This is a genomic window from Saccharothrix sp. NRRL B-16314 (genome assembly GCF_000716595.1).
GTDB lineage: Bacteria > Actinomycetota > Actinomycetes > Mycobacteriales > Pseudonocardiaceae > Actinosynnema.
Window position 1 is genome coordinate 1 of the sequence record NZ_JNXC01000055.1, and the last position, 20498, is coordinate 20498.

At 68.3% G+C, this 20498-nt stretch carries 15 protein-coding genes and 3 pseudogenes; 6 read left to right on the top strand and 12 right to left on the bottom strand.

The genetic code is table 11. The annotated features are described in order from the left end of the window. The first annotated feature begins 494 nt into the window (after nucleotides 1-494). Nucleotides 495-863, top strand: a complete 369-nt coding sequence (locus OQ02_RS38330) for a hypothetical protein (protein WP_156077591.1) — start codon at nucleotides 495-497, stop codon at nucleotides 861-863. Between the two features lie 337 nt (nucleotides 864-1200). Here the strand turns inward: OQ02_RS38330 and OQ02_RS38335 are convergent, their stop codons facing one another. Both OQ02_RS38335 and OQ02_RS38340 read right to left on the bottom strand, forming a co-directional pair. Then, nucleotides 1201-2460 carry an nSTAND1 domain-containing NTPase gene (locus OQ02_RS38335; RefSeq protein ID WP_197043697.1) on the bottom strand — a complete coding sequence of 420 codons (1260 nt, stop codon included), beginning with the start codon at nucleotides 2458-2460 and terminating at the stop codon, nucleotides 1201-1203. Further along, a complete protein-coding gene (locus OQ02_RS38340; RefSeq protein WP_156077592.1) occupies nucleotides 2460-5093 on the bottom strand; it encodes a tetratricopeptide repeat protein in 2634 nt (877 codons plus the stop codon). Before OQ02_RS38340 ends, OQ02_RS38335 begins: the two co-directional genes overlap by 1 nt. A 558-nt stretch (nucleotides 5094-5651) precedes the next feature. Here OQ02_RS38340 and OQ02_RS46445 point away from each other — a divergent pair. From OQ02_RS46445 to OQ02_RS47400, 3 genes and pseudogenes are all read left to right on the top strand, one after another. Next, nucleotides 5652-6005 carry a transposase family protein gene (locus tag OQ02_RS46445; protein WP_269321666.1) on the top strand — a complete coding sequence of 118 codons (354 nt, stop codon included), beginning with the start codon at nucleotides 5652-5654 and terminating at the stop codon, nucleotides 6003-6005. Nucleotides 6006-6007: 2 nt separating this feature from the next. Further along, complete coding sequence (locus OQ02_RS46450) at nucleotides 6008-6814, top strand: transposase (RefSeq protein ID WP_231500430.1); 807 nt, start codon at nucleotides 6008-6010, stop codon at nucleotides 6812-6814. 194 nt (nucleotides 6815-7008) lie between these two features. Further along, nucleotides 7009-7172: pseudogene (locus OQ02_RS47400) on the top strand (ISL3-like element ISMdi2 family transposase); the annotation flags it as partial. Between the two features lie 16 nt (nucleotides 7173-7188). On the opposite strand, the gene OQ02_RS44505 reads toward OQ02_RS47400, so the two are convergent. The 3 genes and pseudogenes from OQ02_RS44505 to OQ02_RS40580 all read right to left on the bottom strand — a co-directional run bounded on the left by OQ02_RS44505 (nucleotide 7189) and on the right by OQ02_RS40580 (nucleotide 8630). Beyond that, nucleotides 7189-7428: a hypothetical protein gene (locus OQ02_RS44505; protein ID WP_156077593.1), complete on the bottom strand. Its 240-nt coding sequence runs from the start codon at nucleotides 7426-7428 to the stop codon at nucleotides 7189-7191. Beyond that, entirely contained in the window at nucleotides 7418-7609 is a 192-nt protein-coding gene (locus OQ02_RS38355) for a hypothetical protein (protein WP_033443602.1), read from the bottom strand. The genes OQ02_RS44505 and OQ02_RS38355 overlap by 11 nt, the downstream gene beginning before the upstream one ends. A gap of 47 nt (nucleotides 7610-7656) precedes the next feature. After that, nucleotides 7657-8630, bottom strand: a pseudogene (locus OQ02_RS40580) (IS481 family transposase). Nucleotides 8631-9124: 494 nt separating this feature from the next. Here OQ02_RS40580 and OQ02_RS38365 point away from each other — a divergent pair. Further along, nucleotides 9125-9286 (top strand): hypothetical protein, encoded by a 162-nt coding sequence (locus OQ02_RS38365; protein ID WP_156077594.1) that lies wholly within the window; start codon nucleotides 9125-9127, stop codon nucleotides 9284-9286. A 402-nt stretch (nucleotides 9287-9688) separates the two neighbouring features. Here the strand turns inward: OQ02_RS38365 and OQ02_RS38375 are convergent, their stop codons facing one another. The 3 genes from OQ02_RS38375 to OQ02_RS38385 are packed head-to-tail and all read right to left on the bottom strand — an operon-like array spanning nucleotide 9689 to nucleotide 15408. Next, nucleotides 9689-12826, bottom strand: a complete 3138-nt coding sequence (locus OQ02_RS38375; protein WP_033443605.1) for a caspase family protein — start codon at nucleotides 12824-12826, stop codon at nucleotides 9689-9691. Nucleotides 12827-12838: 12 nt separating this feature from the next. Continuing rightward, nucleotides 12839-13882 (bottom strand): trypsin-like serine peptidase, encoded by a 1044-nt coding sequence (locus OQ02_RS38380; protein ID WP_156077595.1) that lies wholly within the window; start codon nucleotides 13880-13882, stop codon nucleotides 12839-12841. An 11-nt stretch (nucleotides 13883-13893) separates the two neighbouring features. Continuing rightward, a complete protein-coding gene (locus OQ02_RS38385; protein WP_156077596.1) occupies nucleotides 13894-15408 on the bottom strand; it encodes an amidohydrolase family protein in 1515 nt (504 codons plus the stop codon). Between the two features lie 100 nt (nucleotides 15409-15508). On the opposite strand from OQ02_RS38385, the pseudogene OQ02_RS40585 reads away from it, so the two are divergent. Beyond that, a pseudogene (locus OQ02_RS40585) lies at nucleotides 15509-16622 on the top strand (IS630 family transposase). 152 nt (nucleotides 16623-16774) lie between these two features. Here OQ02_RS40585 and OQ02_RS38395 read toward each other — a convergent pair. The 4 genes from OQ02_RS38395 to OQ02_RS47405 form a co-directional block, all read right to left on the bottom strand. Next, nucleotides 16775-18535, bottom strand: a complete 1761-nt coding sequence (locus OQ02_RS38395) for a sensor histidine kinase (RefSeq protein WP_156077597.1) — start codon at nucleotides 18533-18535, stop codon at nucleotides 16775-16777. Between the two features lie 56 nt (nucleotides 18536-18591). Further along, nucleotides 18592-19215 (bottom strand): response regulator transcription factor, encoded by a 624-nt coding sequence (locus OQ02_RS38400; RefSeq protein WP_033443608.1) that lies wholly within the window; start codon nucleotides 19213-19215, stop codon nucleotides 18592-18594. A gap of 176 nt (nucleotides 19216-19391) precedes the next feature. Continuing rightward, nucleotides 19392-20042: an abortive infection family protein gene (locus OQ02_RS38405; RefSeq protein WP_081916255.1), complete on the bottom strand. Its 651-nt coding sequence runs from the start codon at nucleotides 20040-20042 to the stop codon at nucleotides 19392-19394. Further along, nucleotides 19948-20253, bottom strand: coding sequence for a zinc finger domain-containing protein (locus OQ02_RS47405; protein ID WP_442973740.1), 306 nt, complete (start codon nucleotides 20251-20253; stop codon nucleotides 19948-19950). Before OQ02_RS47405 ends, OQ02_RS38405 begins: the two co-directional genes overlap by 95 nt. Nucleotides 20254-20498: the final 245 nt, after the last annotated feature.

Genomic DNA, 20498 nt, shown 5'->3' on the forward strand with positions numbered 1-20498 from the left:
AGCTCGTCAGGGTACTTCTTCGGTGGTGCCACGGACGACTCCCTTCAGGCCCCTATCGGACCATGTCTGGAAAGCCACCGAGTTACCGGGGGAAGCTCATCGATCGGGGGGCGCCCTGTCCGGTTGGGGTAGGTCCACTTCTTCGCGAGCAGGCGTCGGTGCCATCGCAGGATGGTTCCCGGTGTCATCAACCGGTGCTCGCGCAGCCGTCGGGGGAGTCGGCGAACCAGCGCGGCGAGCACAGCGCGATCGGCCCAGTCCAACCGCGGACCGGGGTTGGTTCGTCGCAGCACGGCGACCTCGTGCCGCAGTACCAGCAGTTCGACGTCCTTGGCCGCGGAGGACCGGCCGAGCAGAACCAGCCAGTCACCGAGTCGGACGAAGATCAGGTACAGCAGTCGTAACGCCACACCTCACGATCATGCCCTGGAGGTCCAGCATGCGCGATCGTCGCAGCTCAGCATCCCAGTGCAGAGTTCTGACACCCCACAGGTTTGGCGATCGTCGACGAGTACGACGTTCAACGGGTGCTCCACGCCGTGCTCCGACTGCACTTCGACGACGTGGAGGTGGAAGAGACGACACCGCGCCGGGCAGGCGGTTCCTACCGGATCGACTTCGTTCTGCGGCAGGAGAAAGTGGCCGTCGAGGCTAAGATGACCCGCCCCTCGCTGGGTGCGAAGGAGGTACGGCGCCAGCTCGTTGAGGATATGTTCGTGTACCGGCGGCAGGCGAACGTCGCAGCACTTGTCGCGGTGGTCTACGACCCCGGGCGGCGCATCGACAACCCTGCCGGGTTCGAGCAGGACGTCAACACCGATGACCTCGAACTTCCCGTCCGCGTCGTCATCGCACAAGGCTGATCACAAGTGAGGTCGCGGTATCGAGCCAGGCGGCCCCCGCGCACCTCTCACCGGGGCCTCGGCGGCCAACGCACCTGGACAAGCAATCCTCAGCTCGGCAGGCCCCGTCCCGCGGTACGATCGAGTTCTCGGTATGGGGTTTCGGGATCCGGTTATCATGCCGCGTCACCCGACGAGCCCGTGGAACGCGAGCGTCCACGGGTCATCCCAAGCGTGTCCTGATGGCCCTTCTGACCTGCCTGGATGGAGTAATCGGCAGGCGCAGTGCTCAGGTGCTGGATTGATTCCTGCGTCTTTCGACGAGCGTTCGCCTTGAAGGCGCTTGATCCGCCGAGAGTCAGAAGGGCTCGATGATGCGGATGTAGCTGCGCATCCGGGGGTCGGTGAAGCGGTAGACACCTCGACTCAAGCGTCGCAGGACGGTGGGGCCGCCATCGGAGCTCAGCCTGCTCAGCGCGTTGGTGATGTTGCGTCCCTGGGCCGCGGTGCGTAGTTGGGCGACGGTGAACTCGTCGGTGTCCAGCGACGCGGCGGCGACGAGCACCTCGCGGTAGCTGGTGCTGGCGGATCGGATGCTCTCGGCGTACTGGTGCCGCAGGGTGCCCTCGGCGTCCTCGACCGCTGTCGTCATCGCCAGTGGCAGCGCGGCCGACGTGATGACGTCCTCACGCAAGCGGATGGCGTGTTCCGCGCATTTGAGTGCGAGCAGATGGGTGAAGTGCGGGTAGCCCGCGCTGAGCCTCGCGATCTCGGCGGTGACGTCGTCCTCGAACCGCAGCCGCAACGCGTCGGCGCCTGCTCGGACGATGGAGCGCAGTTCGTCCACGGACATGCGATGGAGCTTGGTCTCGCGCAACGAGCGCTGCACCGACTTGTGCCCGTCGGTGAGGTCGGCGGCGGTCTCGGCGATGCCGACGAGCAGGAGCTTGAACGGTGCGGAGGTGTCGCTGAGGAGCTTTATCAGCTCGGCGATCTTGCGCCGTGTCGCCTGGTCCTCGACCACGTCCAGCTCGTCGATCAGCATGAAGCCAGTGAGCTGGGCGAGGTGCTGCGCCGCATCGGCCGCGCCGATCAGCCCTTCCGGGCGGTACGTGGACGTGCTGCTGCGTTGCTGTTCGCGTTCCACGCCCACGGCGTCGAAGAGCTTCGCCTCGGTCTTGGCCGTCTTGGTCTCCTGCGCGGTGTACTCGACGCGCTGCACGTCCACACCCGCCGCTGCAAGGGGTTCGCGGAAGATGGACTCGAATGTGTCGGTGTGGTCGCACCGCTTGACGTAGTACGGCAACATCGTCGCCTGGTGGGCCGCGTAGGTCGCGACGTTGGCCAGCGAGCTCTTGCCCACGCCGCGGTCGCCGTAGAGCAGCGCGTGTTGCCCCGGCGTGTTCAGCACCTGGACGATGCGGTTGATCTCCGCGCCACGCCCGGCGAGCATGTAGCCGGGCTGGATCGGTTGGTGCGGCGTGAACACCTCGCGGACCCGGGACTGCACGATGGCGGCTTCGACGATGAGGTCGAAGGGGTCGGCCACCAGCCGTCTGTCACCGCGGTAGTTGGGGCGCAAGCGGCTGCGCCAGCCCTGAGCCGAAGGGTCGACCATCACACACCCCGCTTCTGGCGCGTGGTGTCGCGACGCGACCGCCGGGGTTGGTCGAGCAGTTTCTCGTCCAGGGCCAGGTTCTCCGCGACGCGCACCGTGTGCGGGTGGTCGGGGCCCAGGACCCGTCGCAGGCGTCGCACGGTGTCCTGGTCGAGGTCACGGGCCTGCTCGACCAGGCCGAGCAGCCTCAGGTCACCGGCGAGGTTGTTCGCGGCCAGCAACGTGGCCGGGTCGTCCTCACCCAGTGTGTCGCGGTAGCGCTCATACGTCTCCTGGTCGAGGTCGCGTGCGGCGCCCACATCGCCGACGGCGGACAGCACGGCGGCCAGGGTGCTCGCGGCGGTGAGCGTGTCGGGGTGATCGGGACCCAGCACGCGCCGGGTGCCCTCGAACGCCTCGTCCGCCAGTTCTCGCGCCGCGGGTGTATCGCCCAAGTCCAGGTAGTCCGCCGCCAGCATGGTCTTCGCCGTGAGGGTGCGTGGGTGCAGGCGGCCGTAGATTCGTTGGGACGTGCTCACCACTCGTTGCCTCAGCGACATCGCGCGCCGTGAGTCCCCGGCGTCGTGCAGCGCCTCGGCGAGCTCGGACCACGCGCTCAACGTCTGCGGGTGCTCTTCCCCCATGATCGTGGTCGCCCGATCGGCGAGATCTTCGAGCCGGGCGAGAGCTTGCTCGTCGTCACCGATCTCGCGGAGCAACGTCGCCAGCTCCAACCGCGCGCTGAACGTCTGGCTGTCGTCCGGGCCGTAGCGTTCGAGGGTGAGTCGGACGACTTCGTCCTGCACCCTCAGCGCCCCTTCGAGGTCACCGGAGATGCGCAACGTCCTTGCCACGAGCGCCGCTTCGGTCAGCCGATCGGACCTCGTTCCGGTGATCGGGGAGCTGACGACCAGCGCGCCCAGCGCGCCGCCCTGAATGACGTCGTGGCCGGTGCGCTCCAGGGCGCGGACGTCCTTCTGGATGCGCCGCGCAGGCTCATCCGCCTGCACGTCGGCGAGGTAGCGCGCGGCGTCACGCAGCATCTCGCTGACCGCCGGGCGTGCCGAGCGCAGGTTCTGGACCTGCCCGTGCACGGCCAACGCTTGCCCGATCAGGAACTCCCAGCCGGACCGGCTGTCGTTCACGCCGGAGAGGTCCCGCACCTCTTCGAGCAGTACCTGGGACGCCGCGGCCATCCAGGCTTCCGCACCGCCCTCGGCTTCGCCGGCCGCGCGCAACTCGGCGACGATGATCGGGTGCAAGGTGATCGTGCGGACGTCGACGAACCCGAAGAAGCGGAGAGGCCGGGTGAGCCAGCCACCGGTCAGTTCCCGCCTGCGGACCGGAACGACCCGCCCCGACGTCACGTCCAGGTCCCAGGCGAGCACGCGGATCGGGACGTGGTCGCCGCCAAGCCAGGCCGCGAGCACCAAGGCCCGGAACAACGCCATGTCGTGCCTGCGCAGCGCGCGCAACAACAGCCGGGCGGCCACCCGCGCCGCACGAGGAGTATTCTCCGGTTCCTTGCCTCGCAACGACTCACGCTGCACGGCGGAGAAGTCGGCCCGGTACTGGTCGTAGCCGAAAGTGCGGATAAACGCCCCGGCGATGGTCAGTGCGAGGGGAACGCCGATCATGTCGGACGTCACGTGCTCGGCGATCTCGATCGGCTGGTCGAACGCGAGGGTCAGCAGTTCGACCGACATGTGGGGGGCCAGACCGGTGACCCAGTGCGTCTCGCGGGCGTCGAAGGTCGGCTTGGTGGCGGTGACCAGCACCTCCCAGCCACTGTCCAGGACTGGCCGCACGGCCTCGGCACCGGCATCGGAGAGGTCGTCGAGCACCACCAGGCAGCGCCCCGGGTGGCGGCGCATCAGGCGGGGGAGGTCGTCAAGCGCCCGGGTCACGCCTTCAGCCGGTGATCCCAACGCCCGTGCCAGTTCGGCCAGCGCCAGCGGGACGGCGTCGGGCACTGTGCACGAGATCCACCAGAGCACTTCGTAGTCGTCCGCGTTCGTGAGGGCGTGAACCGCGGCGATCGTGCTCTTGCCGTGGCCCGGAGGTCCGGCCAGCACCGTGACGCCGGGACCGCGGCCCTCCCGGAGAAGTTCCGACAGGTCGCCGTGGCCGAAGAACACGCGGGGCAATGTGGGCGGCAGTCGTCGCAGCACCGGCCCTGCGGCGTTGCCGCCGTGCGTGCGGATGTGCTTGGTGATCGCCGCCAAGACGGCCTTGTACAGCTCCGTGGGATCCGAAGCCGTCGGCTGGTCGTCAAGGCGCGCGCGGAACTCGTCCTGGCGGCCGGGGTACTGCGGGTCGCGGAACAATCGGGCCGGGCCGACGACATTCTCGCTCAACACCACGGCTACGAAGGGCACGCCCGCCCGCGCGGCGTGGTCGAGGTCGACCTCGCTGAGCACGCGGTGCCCGCCGGACATCTCGTCGAGACCCGAGCGGAACCCGACCACGAGCAGTACGAGGTCCACGTGGCCCAGCCGCTCCCAACGGTCGGAACCGGTGGTCCGCGCCCGCACTGGAGTCGCACCAGCGGCGCGGATGGCCTCGGCCGCCGCCTGCGCGAAGGAGCGGCTTTCGGGGAACGTGGCGAGTTCGCTGGTGCAGCTCACGAACACCCGGAGCGGTCTTGGCGCCATGCCCATCATCTTCGCAGGCCGTGAGCTGTGCGGTGCGGGTGACGGGCCGCCCGTCACCACGCAGGGTGTACATGGCGTCGTCCTGGAGGTTCGCCGCGGGTGCGTTGCAAGCGTGGACCCACGCCGTGACCACGAAGGTCACCGTGTTCAACCCCGGTCTCGACCCGGACGTCCTGATGGTGCTCTCTGAACCGGGTCCTGTCGCTGATTGCGGTGATCAACATGTGAGTGGGGTCAGACTCGGCAGAGGACCTTCTTGCAGAGTAGGTCGAACTTCGCCCGCCCATACATACTTCTGTTGATCGATTTCAGCCGTGACACGGCACCTTCGACTACGCCGGAGTTGTGCGCCACCGTGAGCCCCACGGTATTGTCGACGACGCGTGAAAACTGGATCTGGCACGGTTTCCGTGATGAGGCACTGGTAGCTGATCATGTCGCGTGTCGGTCTCGGAGTTACTCGGTGTAGTGTTCCCTCACCTGCTTGACCTGCGGATCGAGAAGGTGTCCGCGGCTGGTCGGTCGGTACGGATCCGGGCCACCACTCACGACCGGGCTGTGGCGTGCCCGACCTGCGGGTTCGCGTCACGCCGGGTACACAGTCGCTACGAGCGTCTACTGTCCGATCTCATGGTCGGCGGCCGGGAAACGGTGATCCACCTGCGGGTGCGGCGGTTGTTCTGCGGCAACGAGCACTGTGCGCGGGCGACGTTCGTCGAGCAGGTCGCCGGGTTGACCATCAGGCACGGTCGCCGCAGCGTCGGCCTGGGTCGGATGCTGGAGCGCATCGCGTTGGCGCTCGGTGGCCGGGCCGGCGCGCGGCTGACCTCTCACGTGGCCGTCGACGTGAGCCGGATGACGCTGTTGAGGCTGGTGCGGGGGCGCTGCCGGACCAACCAGCGGGTGTTGTGAGGGTGCTGGGCGTCGACGACTTCGCCCTGCGCCGGGGACACGTCTACGGCACGGTGCTCGTCGACATCGAGTCCGGCAGCCCGGTCGACGTACTCGACGATCGCACCGCCGGGACCTTGACCGCATGGCTGCGCGAGCATCCCGGGGTGGGGATCGTGTGCCGCGACCGTGCCGGCGCGTACGCCGAAGGCACCCGTCTCGGCGCGTACGCCGAAGGCGCCCGTCTCGGCGCACCGCAGGCGCTGCAGGTCGCCGACCGGTGGCACGTCTGGAACAACCTGGCCACCGCCGTCGAACGCACCGTCGCCAGGCACCACGCCTGCCTGCGACCACCCGAGGACGCCACGTCGGCGATCGACACACTGGCCGGTGCCGCACCGCCCGCATCGACACCGGCGCCGGGCCTTGTGCGGACCGACCGGATCGCCGTCCGCACCCGTGAGTGCTACGCCGCGGTGCACCGGTTGCGCGGTCAAGGTCTGGGTGTCCGTGCCATCGTCGCCGAACTCGGACTGGCCAAGGGAACGGTCCGTCGTTTCGTCCGCGCCACAGGTGTCGACGAACTGCTGGCCACCGACGGCACCGGACGCAGACACAGCCTGCTCGAGGAGTTCAAGCCCTACCTGCACCGGCGATGGACCGCGGGCTGCACCAACGCGACGCTGCTGTTCGAGGAAATCGAGGCCCAGGGCTACCGCGGTCGGTATCAGATCGTGCGGGACTACCTGCGCCCTTTCGCACCGGCGCACCCGTCCCCGAACCGGCGCCACCGGTGCCGAAGGTCCGTCGGGTCGCGGGCTCGATCATGAGCAACCCCGGGAACATCGCCGACGACGACCAGCGATGGCTTGACGAGATCCTGACCCGAAGCCCGGAGCTCATCGCACTGGCGGGACATGTGCGCTCGTTCGCCACCATGATGTGCGACCTGCGCGGGGAGCGCCTGGAGGAGTGGATGGCGGCGGTGGAGAACGACGACCTCCCCGCGCTGCACTCCTTCGTGACCGGCTACGACGCGACCAGGACGCCGTCACCGCGGGCCTGACACTGCCCTGGAACTCCGGCCCCGTCGAAGGACACGTCAACCGCATCAAGATGATCAAACGGCAGATGTACGGACGAGCCAACCCCGACCTGCTCCGCAAACGCATCCTGCTCGCCGACTGACGACACGCCTCGGCAATCACGGAAACCGTGCCAGATCCCAAATTCGAGCGCCGTTGACACATTCGCGTAGGCAGGTGGTGATACCCAGGGCTGCGGCGATGTCGGCCCAGGTGGCGTGGTCGCGGTATTGGGTGATGTGGTCCACCGCGACGGTGATCGCGGTGTGCCGGTGTTCGGTGGCTGCGTCAGTAACGAGTTGTCCGAGCAGGGCGAGGTGGTGGTATTCAGCGGTGCTGAGTCCGGGCTCAGCTGTCATGGGTGATGTGGGTGGTGAAGGCGTCGATGATGGTGTTGATGTCGGTGTGGTGCAGGCCGCGGTTGAGTTCGTTCAGTGCTCGTAGGGTCTTGGTCTTGGTGTTGGGGTGTGCCGCGGCGGCAGCTGCTCGTGCGAGGTCAGGCAGGTCGTCGTGGTGGTCGTGGTCGAGTGCCTTGAGCACGGCGAGTGTCAGTGGTGTGGTGTAGTCGTCGTGCTAGATGTACCTGGTCATGAGGTTGGTGACTGGACGCGGCTGATGGGTGGGCGGCCGTCGAGTGCGGTGTGACCGCGTTCAGTGTTGTAGTGGTCGAGCCAGGGTGCCAGTGCAGCGGTGCGGGCGGTGTTGTCGGGGTAGACGTCGTGGTAGGCCCATTCGGTCTGCAGGGTGCGGTTGAACCGCTCCACTTTGCCGTTCTGCCAGGGGCAATGGGGCTTGATGGTCTTGTGGTGTGCGTCGATCGCGGTGATCGCGGCGGCGAAGTCGCGGGAGATCAGGTAGTTCTTGGCGTTGTCGGTCAGCACGCGGCGCAGGCGTGGAACGCCGTTGGCGGCGAACCAGGCGGCGGCGCGGAGCAGGAAGCCCGCGCAGGTCGTCCCGCGTTCGTCCGTGAGGATTTCGGCGTAGGCGAGGCGGGAGTGGTCGTCGACGGCGGCGTGGACGTAGTCGTAACCCAGACCCCGCGACGTGCCGGGGCGGGTGCCGCGGCCGTGGGCCCGCCAACCGCCTCCGGGCGGGATCCTGCCGATCTTCTTGACGTCCAGGTGCACCAGGTCGCCCGCGGCGGCGTGCTCGTAGCGCAGGGTGGTGTGCCGGGTGGCTCGGATGCGGTGTCCGGTCAGCGGATCGCACTCCGCCAGCCGCGGCAGACCGCGTCGGAGCAGCACGCGGGACACCGTGCGGGCCGGGACGCCGGTGGCGAGGCCGATCCGGGCCGGGCCGGGCCGCACCGCAGCCGTGTCCGGGCGGCGATGACCCGGTCCTCGGCCTCGGCCGGGGTGCGGGTGGGCATCCGATGCGGCCGGCTGGACCGATCGGCCAAGCCCGCCCTGCCCTCCTCGCGGAACCGGCGCACCCAGCGGTGCGCGCACTGCCGCGAGACACCCAACTCCTTGGCCACGTGAGCGACCGGTCTGCCAGCGGTGACCCGTTCAACCAGGACCAGGCGTCCATGCACGGTCAGGCGGGCGTTAGCGTGTCCCATCGAGGCCTCCGGCGGTGGTGACTGACGTCGCAATCACCACCGCACCCGGAGGCCTCACCCATGATCAAGCCGACACACCGTCACCAACGTGTTGACCAGGTACATCTAGGCCAGGTGAGATCGGGGCACCGATGGCGATCTGTCCACAAGCGGGAGCCGGCCGTTGTCAATTGAGGCCAGCCTCCTGATCAAGTCGACATCGAGATCGGCGAGTCCTACGTCGCCGCGGTGAGACCATCCCCGCGTGCGTGGGACGACGCCGAGCCGCCGTCTGTCCGGTTTCTTGTCCACGAACCACCCCCGCATGCGCGGGGACGACCAACCTGCACGCCGTCGGCGCCCGTTCAGCGGCGGCACCTCCAACCTCCAGCCCTCGGTCAGCAGCATCGTCAGCGACTGCAGGAACTGGTCGACGGCAGGGAGGGCGCGCCGTCGTGCACCCCCTGGTCGCGAACACCGACCGGAGCTCTGGTGGCGTGTACGTAGAGGTACCCATGCCCTATCGGGAATCCATGCGGATCACCGTGCAGCACAACCCGAACTTCTACCACGTGGCGTACCGCGATTTTGCCTCGGTGGACGGGATTCGTGCGTTCAACAGGTCCGATCGCGCGGAGGACGTGCTGGCGAATGTTGCGCGCCTCCGGCACCTGTGATCCGAAGCCAGCCGCACCCGGTGCCACGACCGCCAGCAGGACGGTTAGGGGTCTGGCCGGCGGCCGGGTGCCGCTCGCGCAGCTGACCGGACCGGGCAGCATCAACGCCTTGCGGCTCAGGTTGCCCGCGTACGACAACTCGCTGCGGCTGCGGCACACGGTCGACGGGAACACCACAGTGGACAGTCCGGTCGAGGAGTTCTCCGGAAGCGGACTGCGACAGGCCGCCGTGCGGTCGCTCATGTTCGCGATCGACGGCCGTGGCACGCCAGCTGGTGGCCCATGCCATACCGGTCCTCCGCGGTGGTCGAGCTCGTGAACCCTGCGCTGGCTTCGCGGGTGACGGCGTGAATCCGCAGGTCAACAGCACCTAACAAAGTCCTACTAGTGCTCGGCTGCCCGTTACAGCCGGCGAAGCGGCAGCGCGCGCCCCTCCCTCTCGGCATCGTGGTTTGCCGCGAAGTGGATGCCCAATACTTCTCCATTGTCCACGCGGATGAGTGGAGCTCCGGCCGTGCCTGGTCCGGTCGTGCAGTCGTGCCGAACCACCGTGGTGTCGGTCCCCAGTACTCGACCCGGCATCACGTGCTTCAGCCCGTCGGCCGCTGTGCCGCACACCGGGTGCCCGACGACGGCCACCAGCGTGCCACGAACCGGCGCGGGTGCGAGCCGCAGCGGCTCAGGAAGGTTCGGGCCGGGTTCCAGGTGTAGCAGCACCACTCCCGGATTGGTGGCTGGCTCCCTGATGTCCACCACGGTGAACTGCTGCGGGGTCGGCGGCTTCTCCGCACCGAAGTCGACCTGCACGGGGCGGACGAGCTTCGGGATCCTGCCGGTGCGATCCAGGCAGTGTTCGACGACGAACGGCGAGGTCGCGACCACGCCAGGGGCAATAAGGAAACCTGTGCCGCTAAACTCGTGAGCGGTATCTTGTGGCTCGACCCGGCACACTGCAGCGATCACGTCGTGCAGCCGCTGCGGAGCGTCGACGAGGTCGTCCCGCCCGAAGGTCGGTACGTCGAACGTCCCGTCGTGCACGAGGAATGTGGGCCGGTCCGCCGCCCACGCGGTCCACGGCGAACCGGGGACGAGATTGGTGGCGATGTCGACGAAATCCGGCTCAGCCTTCCGCCCTGTCCTGCGCATCCACTCGTAGAGGCCCACAAGTCCAGCGGAGAACGTTGGCACCCCCAGCGCAAGCGCCTCCTCGAAGTGCTTGTCCGCGTAGTCGGGAAGGCAAAGCCCTGCCAGCACGTGGCTGTCGGGCAGCCGGGGAAAGTCTCGCAGCATGTTCCTCAACGCCACACGGGCGAACCGCTTAGCGTCACCCTGCTGCACGAGCCGGTACCCGCTGACGCAGCCCAGTAGCGGGTCGAGCCACTTGCCGCTCAGCAGGTCAACCAGCGCACGTCCCTGCGGAGCGGGCCCACCGGTCGAGTAGTAGCGCTGAGCCAGCTCGATCCGGCGCAGCCCACGCAGGTCGATTCGACCACGTGAGTCGTGGGCCATCGCAGGCAACTGGTACTGCTGCACCTCCACCTGGCTGCCCTTTTCGAGCACGACGACCAGCACGGCAACCCGTCCCGGCAACGGGCTCACGGCGTAGCGCGTCGGTGTGTGTCCCGGGATACGCAACTCCAACCGCACCTGGTCCGGTGGCAACGCCACGTACCGTTGTGCCGCCACCGGGAACTCGGCCAAGATCTCGAATGAGCCCATTCCGAGGGTACGGCCATCACCGCCGCGGACGACGAGTTCCGCCCCGACCGGCAAACCACCCTCTCGATTGGAGCCGAGTATGACGAGCGCCATGGGGCGATCGCCGCGCACATCGGCCACGCCGAGCTCGCGCAGTCGGGGTGCCTCCGCACCATTGGCCGCCAACGCCGCGAACGCCAGTAGCGAGGCCAACGACGGCCTGGCGATCGGCGGCATCCGGTTGGCGAGCCGCACGTATCCGAACTCGTCCGCGCGGATGCGATGCGTTGCCAGCAGTTCGACGACATGAGGAGCCAGCCGTGAGGCCGATGCCTCGACCGCCGTCGATGTGGTGCCGCCCGGTTCGACCTCGACCAACCGCTCGCCGCCGCCGTCCGGCAGCACCATCCGTACCCGATACAGCCCCGGAGGCAGGTCCGCCACCACGTCACCGAAACCCGTGGCCACCTGCCTATTCTCGTTGTCGCACACGGCGATCGTGGCGGACTTGTCCGGGCAGCGCACCTCCAGGCGGCCTGTGGACGGCACGTCATCCCCGGTGCTCTCCAGCGCGGGCACTTGGCGGGCGGCTGGCTCCCGCACGTCCGAAACACCATCTGGCTGGTACGGACCACCACCGGGCAGGTACGGACCGCCGCCCGGCTGGTACGAACCGCCATGCGGCTGGTACGGACCGCCCTCCGGAGTGGGCGGATCGGAAGGGGCCGACGGCGGAGTGAGCGGGTGTGCGCCCTTGAGTTCTAGAGGGATGACCATCGACTCGTAGACCTGGTGGCTTTCCTTCGCCTCGGTGAACCCGTCGGCGCAGGCGCGGAAGGTGTAGTCGAATGGCGGCAGTTCCACCACCGACGTCCGCGCGACGGGTGGTCTGAAGGTCTTCCGCAATCCGTCGAAGCCCGGTTGTGGGCTCGCCACACTGAGAGTGCAGCCCCTGCGGGCGGCGCCTGGGGCCACTTGGATGTGGACGGTCACCGCAGGCACCTCGTCCGGTGGAACCCTGGTCATCACGACGTCTTCCGCGCCGGTCATTGGCATTTGCGGCTGCTGAACGAACCCCTCGGCGCCCGACATGCCCGCCAATCGCCTGCCGACGGCGGTTTTCACGTGCTGGGACAGCGTGCTGAACCGGACCACGTACTGCTGTTCGCGGTGCGACCACGCCAATGCCGTGCTCGCCCCACGCAGTCCCTCCACCAGCAGCGGCGTGAATACACCCTGATTGAGCACCGCGTTCGCGGCGGCACGCTGGCCCAGGGAGGTGGCGTACAGGATGTGCTGGTTGGCGACCACGGGATCGCCAGCACGCTCCGGGACCCACGCGGCGCCCAGCGAGCCGACCATCGGCCGGAAACTGTCTTGGAGGGCAAGGTCGCGGCAGGCGTCGATGAAGAAGAACTGCTCCAGGGGAGCCACACCGCGCAGTTCCGTGACCACTGCCGAGAACAGGACGAGGAGGTTTTTGTCCCGCCCCCAGACCTTTACATTGGACGGCACCAGCACCGGTTCGCCAGGCGCCCCAACCTCGATGCCGGGTGAGGTGAGCCCGTGACCCGCGTAATGGAAGAACAAGCGGTCTGCGTCGGTCGCGCCACCCGAGGACACCTCGTACAAAGCGGTGCGAATGCCTTCCGAGGTGGCGGGGCCGTGCGGTTGTGGGACGGGCTCGTGCGGACTGAGTAGCAGGCGCAAGTTTTCTTGCGGTACACCGCCCGCGTCAGTGGCCCAGTCCGCGAACCGCAGGGCATCTGCGACCGCTCCCTTTAGCGCCAGGTTCTCGTTCTCGTAGTGGTCGATGCCGACCACGATCGCGAAGTTGGCCACGTCGCCTCCCCGTCAGTCGAACTCGACGCCGGCCTTCGCCAGCAGCGGGTCGTCGTGCAGCGTCCAGAGGGCGACCGCGTAGTTGCGCTCGAGGTAGGCGCCGCCGAAGTGCAGTCCGACGACCTGGTTGCTCTCCAGGTCCACCACGCACGACCCGGAGTTGCCGCCCAACGTCGAGCAGTCGTGGTAGAACGTCCCCTCCTCATAGGACATCACGCCGCCGGGCTGGAGGCGTTTGACGTTGTAGATGTCGCCGAACACCTGGTGCATCGCATGCGCCCGGTTGCGCGTGTCGTAGGCGGGGTAGCCCATCGTGTAGACCACGCTGCCCATCAGTGGTTCCGGCGGATCCGACCGGACCGCGAAGTGCCCGACTCCGTCGGCGAAGTACGGCGAGTCCCGGTCGACCTTGAACAACGCGAGGTCAGGCCGCGGCGGGTAGCCCGGGTGCACGCCAACCAGTTCCACGACGTCGACGCGGTTCGAACCGCCCGCGTCGGGGTCGTCACTGAAGTCGACCGTCGACGTCCGCGGCCGGTAATGACCGTTCGGTTCGCACATTAGCTTCGCCACGTGTCCGTTGGTCATCAGCACGTCTTCGCCCACGAGGAACCCGGTACCGAGATAGGGAAGGCCGCCCGGCAGGGGGTGCGCCCACTGGATTCGGCCCACCCTCCGGGAGGCTTGCATGATAGGCCTGCGGTAGGTCGTCAGACCGAGCCACGGCACCTTGGGTGGCTGAAAGTCGCCGTCGCGCATCAGGAGCGCGGGACGAAGCGCGAGGTTGACGATGGCTTCGAGGCCATCGGCTTCGACTTCGGTCAGGTCCGCGTGCCCGCCTGCCACGCGCAGCTTCTCCAGCGCCCGCAGGCCTTGTTCGACCATGTCGTCCTGGCGCTTGAACTCAGGCGCGTCCAGGTCGACCTTCGGACCGGCGATCGCACGGGTGTGGATGGCGGTGGCAAGCAGTTCCTTGCCGTTGTCGCGGACATACGCAGCGAGTTCGTCGAGGCTGTCCGTGAGGCGGAGCGCTTCGGTGATCACGGGGCGGGGCATCGTCGCCTCCTTCAGGGTCGGTGTGCGAGCCACGAGGGCATTCGATCGGGCGCGAAGCGGCGGTAGCGCTCGGCCAGGCGTCTGGCGTTGCGGTTGTCGGCGTTGTCGAAGCCGAGGAATGTCAGTGCATTGGTACCCATGAACGCTTCCTTGCGTTCGCGTCCGAATTCGGCTTCGTAACGGGACTCGTAGGTGTCCAGGAACCGGTCGTAGCCGTCTTGTTGGGCGACCATGTACCAGTCGGAGCCGTACATGAGGCGCTGGTGGAGGTTTTCGTCCTCCGCGGACAGTTCGCGCAGCATCGCGAAATACGAGTCGACCTCGGCGGCGGAGCCGACTCCGTGGTTGCCGACGTCGCCGTACAGACCGGGGTGGGTCGTCATCGCCTCGGCGATCCGGTGCGGCCACCGGGCCTCCGACGACCCACCGAAATGACCCAGGTTGAGGTGCAGGCCCGGGTGGCGGTCGAGCAGGGCCGACCACTCCTCGGGGCGCCCGAAGCCTGAGTACGCCGAATCGGCGTGGATCGAGTCCGCGCTGTGCGCGGTGACGGGCACCTGGTCCGTGACGCACCAAGCCGCCAGCTCGTCCACGATGTTGTCCAACCGCTTCGCCTCGCGCTCGGACAGGCTGCGGCGCGCCCGATTGCCGGTCGGCCGCCACCCCATCGGCGGGTACACCTTCACACCGACGAAGCCGTACTGGAGAACCGCGAGTTTGACCTGATCCAACGGCGTCTCGATAGGCTCGGTCCGTTCGGCGCGCAACTGGCGCAGCGGGTCGAATCCGACGAACGGATGCAGCCGCACCTTTCCGGTGTTCGGCAAGAGACCGCGCATCGACGCTCGGCTGAGCTTCTCGAACAACACCATCTGCTGGCGACGGGTCGACACCCCTCTGTCGCCCAGCCCGGTGCCCAAGTCGACCAACAGTGGCACGGCGAGGTCCAGCCTGTCGTCGAAGTCGGTGGCCAGGTCCGCGACGAGGTCCAGCCGGGACCGTGTGAACAGCGTGACGAAGCGCAACAGGCGCCGAACGTCGCCGAAGCCGCACGACTCCAGCCCCGCCTCACCCTTTTCGGCGGCGAGGGCCTCACCGGCGCTCGCCAACAGGTCGGGGTTCGTGGCGGCCAGCACGGCGTACGAGGACTCGACCTGGGCGTCCAGGTCCGTGCGTCGCACTGACGGGCTCACACCCTCCAAGCCGCCGCCATCCGCCAGCAGGGTGTTCAGCTGAGCCAGGTCTCGCGTGTGATCCGCGGCGAAGCCCTGCAGCGCGAAGTCGAGCAGACCCGCGACGGCCGCACCGAGTCTCGCATTGTGCAGGAACACCCGCTGCACGAAGCCGAACACCGGCAAGTCGTCAGCGTTGAAGACGTGGCAATGGACATCGACGGTGGCCATGGGGCGACCTCCCGCTCCAACGTGATAACTGGTTCTCGCCCGTTCAGCGAGCTTCGTTACGGCCTTTCGGAGCAATGTGCAGGAGAGGTCACTCGATCGGGCTAGTGCGGTGACCACATACATTCACCGGGTTGGGGACACGCCGGTCAAGATCTCCGATGCCGGTTCGTGGTGATCTCATGCTCGGCGGCGACGTAGTCGCCGCCGAGCATGAGAGGCATCGATGGCCGAGCCGGTCAGAGCACGTCGATTAACCGAGGACGAGGGCCGCCGTCTGCTGAACTACGTGCGTCGGGGCAAGCAGGGTACGATCCGGATGCGTCGGGCGATGATCATCCTGGCGTCGTCGTCCGGGACCCCCGCGCCGTCGATCGCCCGGCTGGTCGCCGCAGACCCGGACACCGTGCGGGACGTGATCCACGACTTCAACGCCCGCGGCCTGGCGGCCCTGGACCCTAGCTGGGCGGGAGGCCGTCCCCGCCTGATCGGCCCCGACGACGAAGCATTCGTCGTGGCGACGGCCAAGGCCCGCCCCGCCAGGGCGGGCCTGCCCTTCACCCGGTGGAGCCTGCGCAAACTCGCCGCCCACCTGCACCGCAACCCCGTCCGGCGGGTGCGCATCGGCCGCGAACGGCTGCGTCAGATCCTGCACGAGCACGGCATCGGCTTCCAGCGCACCAGGACCTGGAAGACCTCCAACGATCCCGCCTTCGACGCCAAGCTCGACCGCATCGACGAGGTCCTCACCCGGTTCCCGAACCGGTGTTTCGCCTTCGACCAGTTCGGGCCGTTGTCGATCCGACCGCACCACGGCTCCGGCTGGGCACCGCGCAAGCGTCCCGACCGGCTGCCGGCGACCTACCGACGCACGCACGGCATCCGTTACTTCCACGGCTGCTACTCCATCGGCGACGACCGGCTCTGGGGCGTCAACCGCCGTCGCAAGGGCGGTGACCACAGCCTGGCCGCCCTGCGGTCGATCAGGGCGGCCAGACCGGACGGCGCGCCGATCTACGTGATCATGGACAACCTGTCGGCCAACAAGACCCCAAAGATCCTCACGTGGGCCGCCGACAACAACGTCGAGATCTGCCTGACCCCGACCTACGCCTCCTGGGCCAACCCCATCGAGCCGCAGTTCGGACCGCTGCGGACCTTCGTCATCGCCAACTCCAACCACCCCAACCACACCGTGTTGGCCCGTGAGCTGCAACGACACCTGCGTTGGCGCAACGCCAACGCCCGCCATCCCGACATCCTCGACGCCCAACGCCGACGAACGAGCATGCATCCGCAGCGAACGCCACCAACGCTGGGGGCGACCACGAGCAGCCTGACCAGCCCGGCGAACCTATGTGGTCAACGCACTAGCCGTTGATCTGCTGGAACGAAACCAGCACTAAGCGGTGATCACGGCTTGACCTGCTGTTTTGTGTGTTGCTCGGCTCTGCTGTGTGGTGCTGAGGTTCGTCGCGGTTCCGCCGCGCGGTCAGGGGGATGGTGTGAGCTTGGGCGTGTCGCGGGAGGCGCGGAAGTAGGCCGCGCTGGCCACACCCAGCAACAGCGCGTACCCGCCCGCCGACCAGTACAGCGTCGCCCCGGACTTCACGTAGTGGACCAGCATGTACCAGGTGTAGAGACCTACCAGCGCCCACGGGACCAGGTAGACAACACCGAGCAGGATCCGGTAGGGCCACGGCGCGACGCGCGGATTGACGACGTATTCCCCGGCTCGGGAGCCGATCCGGTTACGGAGGAGGTCCGAGTCCATGCCGGTCTGGCGGAACAGCACGTCCTCCACGGCCAGGGCGGATGCTCCACGTCTGCCCTGCAATGCCACCAGCAGTGTGCTGTAAAGCATTCCGAGCCACAGCGGGATGGGCACCAGCGCCGCGCCCAGCCTCGGCAGTTGGGGCACCTTGTCCAGGAACGCCACCGACGCCGCCGCGTAGGCCAGTACCGCGCCCAATAGTCCGATGGTGATGTTGAGCAGGGTCACGTTCTCGGATCGCTCCGCCTGGTACAGCGATCCGAGCGCCGCGATCTCGGTCGCATTACCCTGGCCGCTGGCTGGTGCTGTCACGGTGGTACCTCCTGGTGGTGGGGTCGAGCGGGGAGGCAGGCGGATTTCCACGATCGTGCCGCTGCCCGGGTGGCTCTCGACCGTGACGGTTCCTCCCACCTCGGCCAACCGCGCCGGGAGGGAGTGGGACAGTCCCGTGCCGGACGGCGTGGTGGCCGGGTCGAAGCCGCGGCCGTGGTCGGTGACGGTCACCGCCAGCTCGCCGCCCTCCTCGCCGGTGGCCACGACCCACGCCTGCGCCGTGCCGGCATGCTTGGCGACGTTGTTCAACGCCTCGGTCACCGCGTGGGTGACGGCCTCGACCGCCTCGGGCCCGAGCGCGTCGGGCAGCCCGTCGGAGCTGTAGTGGACGTCCAAATCGTGCGCGCCTTGCAGGAACACCGCCTCGGCCAGCGCGGCGTCGAGTTCAGGCGCCGTGTCGGCGGTGATGGTGTGCGCGACTGCGCGCAGGTAGCGGGCGTCGCGCTCGCACTTCGCCCGGATCTGCGGTGACAGGCACTCCTGGCGGGACACGACGGTCAACGTGGTGAGCACGTTGGTGTGCAGCAGGTCGTACTGGCGGTCGCGTTCCCGCGTGCGGGCCTCGGCTTCGCGCGCCTGTAAGGCGTCCTCCGCTTCGGTGTCGGCCCGGCGCGCGGTGTCGATCAGCTTGGCGGCCACGAGGCCCGCCGCGACGGTGAACACCACGAGCTGGCCGGTGACGCCGAGCAGCGTGCCGGCCTGCTCCAGGCCCCGGTCGCGCAGCCCGGTCGCCAGGTAGCTCCCGCCGAGCACGACCACGGCGGCGGTCCCCCACCGGTAGCCGCCGTAGACCTGGGCCAGCACGGCCACGCCGGTGGAGGGCGCGGGCGTCCAGTTCTGCCAGGTCGCGACGGCCTCGGGCGGCAGCGCGAAGCCGACCAGCAGCTCGGCCCCGGTCATCACGGCGACGGCGGCGGCGATCGGCGCCGCGCCGACGTCGGACCGCGTGCGCAGCCACCCCAGCAGGACGCCAGCCCACACCAGGTAGACCAGGTAGCTCGTCACAACCGACGCCGGAGCGCGTGAGGACTCCGACCCGGACGAGAACAGGAGCGCGCCCCACGGCAGTGCCTGCGCCACCCACAGCAGCATCAACGCGCGCAGTAACCAGGCTCTGACCTGGTCCTCGACTCCTCGGGTGTGCATGGCGGCAAGCCTGCCCGACCCGGGCCCGGTCCGATGACGGTGATTCCACCCTCATTTCACAGGCCGCCGTCCTCCCGCAGCCGCTCCTGGATGTCGGCCACTGTGCTGACCGGCGTGCCCGCGTCCCGGTACTTGGCCTTGGCCCGGTCGAGGTAACCGTAGGCGGTGCTCTCCTTGATGCCCATCCGCACGGCGATGACCTTCATCGGCACGCCGCGCCCGCGCAGCTTGACCACCTCCGCCTGCCGGTCGGACAGCCGGGGGCGGCCGGGCGTGCGGTCGCGGCTGATCGCGAACGCCAGCTCCTGGTCGAGCGCGTATCGGTCCGCGACGATGTCCCGGATCGCGCGCACCAGCGACCGGCGGTCCCCGTCCTTGACGTGGTACCCGACCGCACCCGCGCGGACCGCGTCCATCTTGAAGCGCTGCCGGGCATGCACGGACAGCAGCAGCACCTTGTCCCCGCGCCGCATGAGCCGGTCGACGTTGTCCACGAACCGCGTGCCGTCGCCGAGTTCGAGGTCCAGCAGGACGACGTCGTCGGAGGGGTCGAGGGCCAGGTACCCGACCACCCCGGCGGCGACGTGACGGACCTCGATGCTCGGATCGTGACCGGACAGCCAGGAACCGGCGCTGCCCAGGATCATCGGGTCGTTGTCGATCAGACCAACGCTGATCACCCTGGGTGACGGCGGATCCACTTCGGCTTCGGGACCGCCGGGCGACGGCGATGACGTGTCCATCCCTACTTCTACCGCACGCAGCCAATCCGGATCAGTCGCAGTCGTGGAATTCGTGGCCCCGGTTCTTCCACCTGCCAACCGCGCCACCGCCGTTCGGTCAGGTCGGTAGGCGGTCAGGGGGTCTTGTGCCAGGGGGCGTCGGGGTCGGCGAGGGTGTCGAGTAGGAGTTGGCACCAGGTGACCGCGGCGTTGACGGCGACGTGTGCGTGTCGGGGGTGGAGCCCGACGCGGGGGCCTGCTGCGCCGTGGCCGGTGCCGTAGCCGCGGTTGCGGAGTTCCCCGAGGCCGGTGGCGATGGTGGTGACGACGCCGAGGATCTTGCGGACGGCGTCGCTGCCGTCGGGGCATGGTGAGCTGGTGGAGGGGTGTAGGCCGAGGGCTTCCTGGGCGACACGTGCGAGTGCGGGAAGGTCGTCTTTGTCGTTGACGGGGAGGCCGCGTTCGGTGAGTACGACCTTGGCGGTGCTCTCGATGAGTTCCTTGGCGCTGCCGATGGCCAGGGCGGGGTCGTCGGGGATGGCGCGTTGGATGCCGTCGAGTTGTTCTTGGATGGCGGAGGGGTCGGTGAGCGTGGCCAGGGACCGCAGCGGCCGAAGTGGGGTGGGGTCGGTGGGCGGGGTGATCTGGCCGGTCGTGGAGTCGACGGTGCAGCCGTCGCGGCGTAGGGAGTTATGGAAGCGTTGCAGGTCGGCGGTGCCGGGGGCCCATTCGGCGAGCAGCCGCTCGAATGCCCGGCAGGCGCGGCCGACGTGCCCGGCCGCCACGGCTGCCCCGGTGAACGGTCGGCGGAAACGGGCACCCGCAGCAGCTTGGCCAGTCGCGCCACCTTGGTGACCGGCCGGTGTGGTAGGTGGTGGCGACCGCGCCGGAGCGGGACCGGCACGGCGAGCCCGGCGCCACCGCGCACCGCGGGCACGGGTGCCGCTCGACCTCGTCGGCATCGGACGCGACGGCGGGTTCCGACTCGCTGCTCACCCCGGAATTCTCTCACAAACATTTCTCACAACCACCTGCTGACACCGTTTGGGTGAGAACGGGTTGTGAGAAGAACACTGGCCCGCACGGACCGTCTCGGAGCGACTCTCGGCGATTCTCTCGAAATGGAACGTTTTTGAGAAGTGACTAGTAGGGCTTTGTTAGGTCGAATGATCGGACAGGTTGGCGGTGTGATCTTCTGTGGTGGTGACTCCGGAGGAGATGGCGCTGGTGCGCCCGGTGAT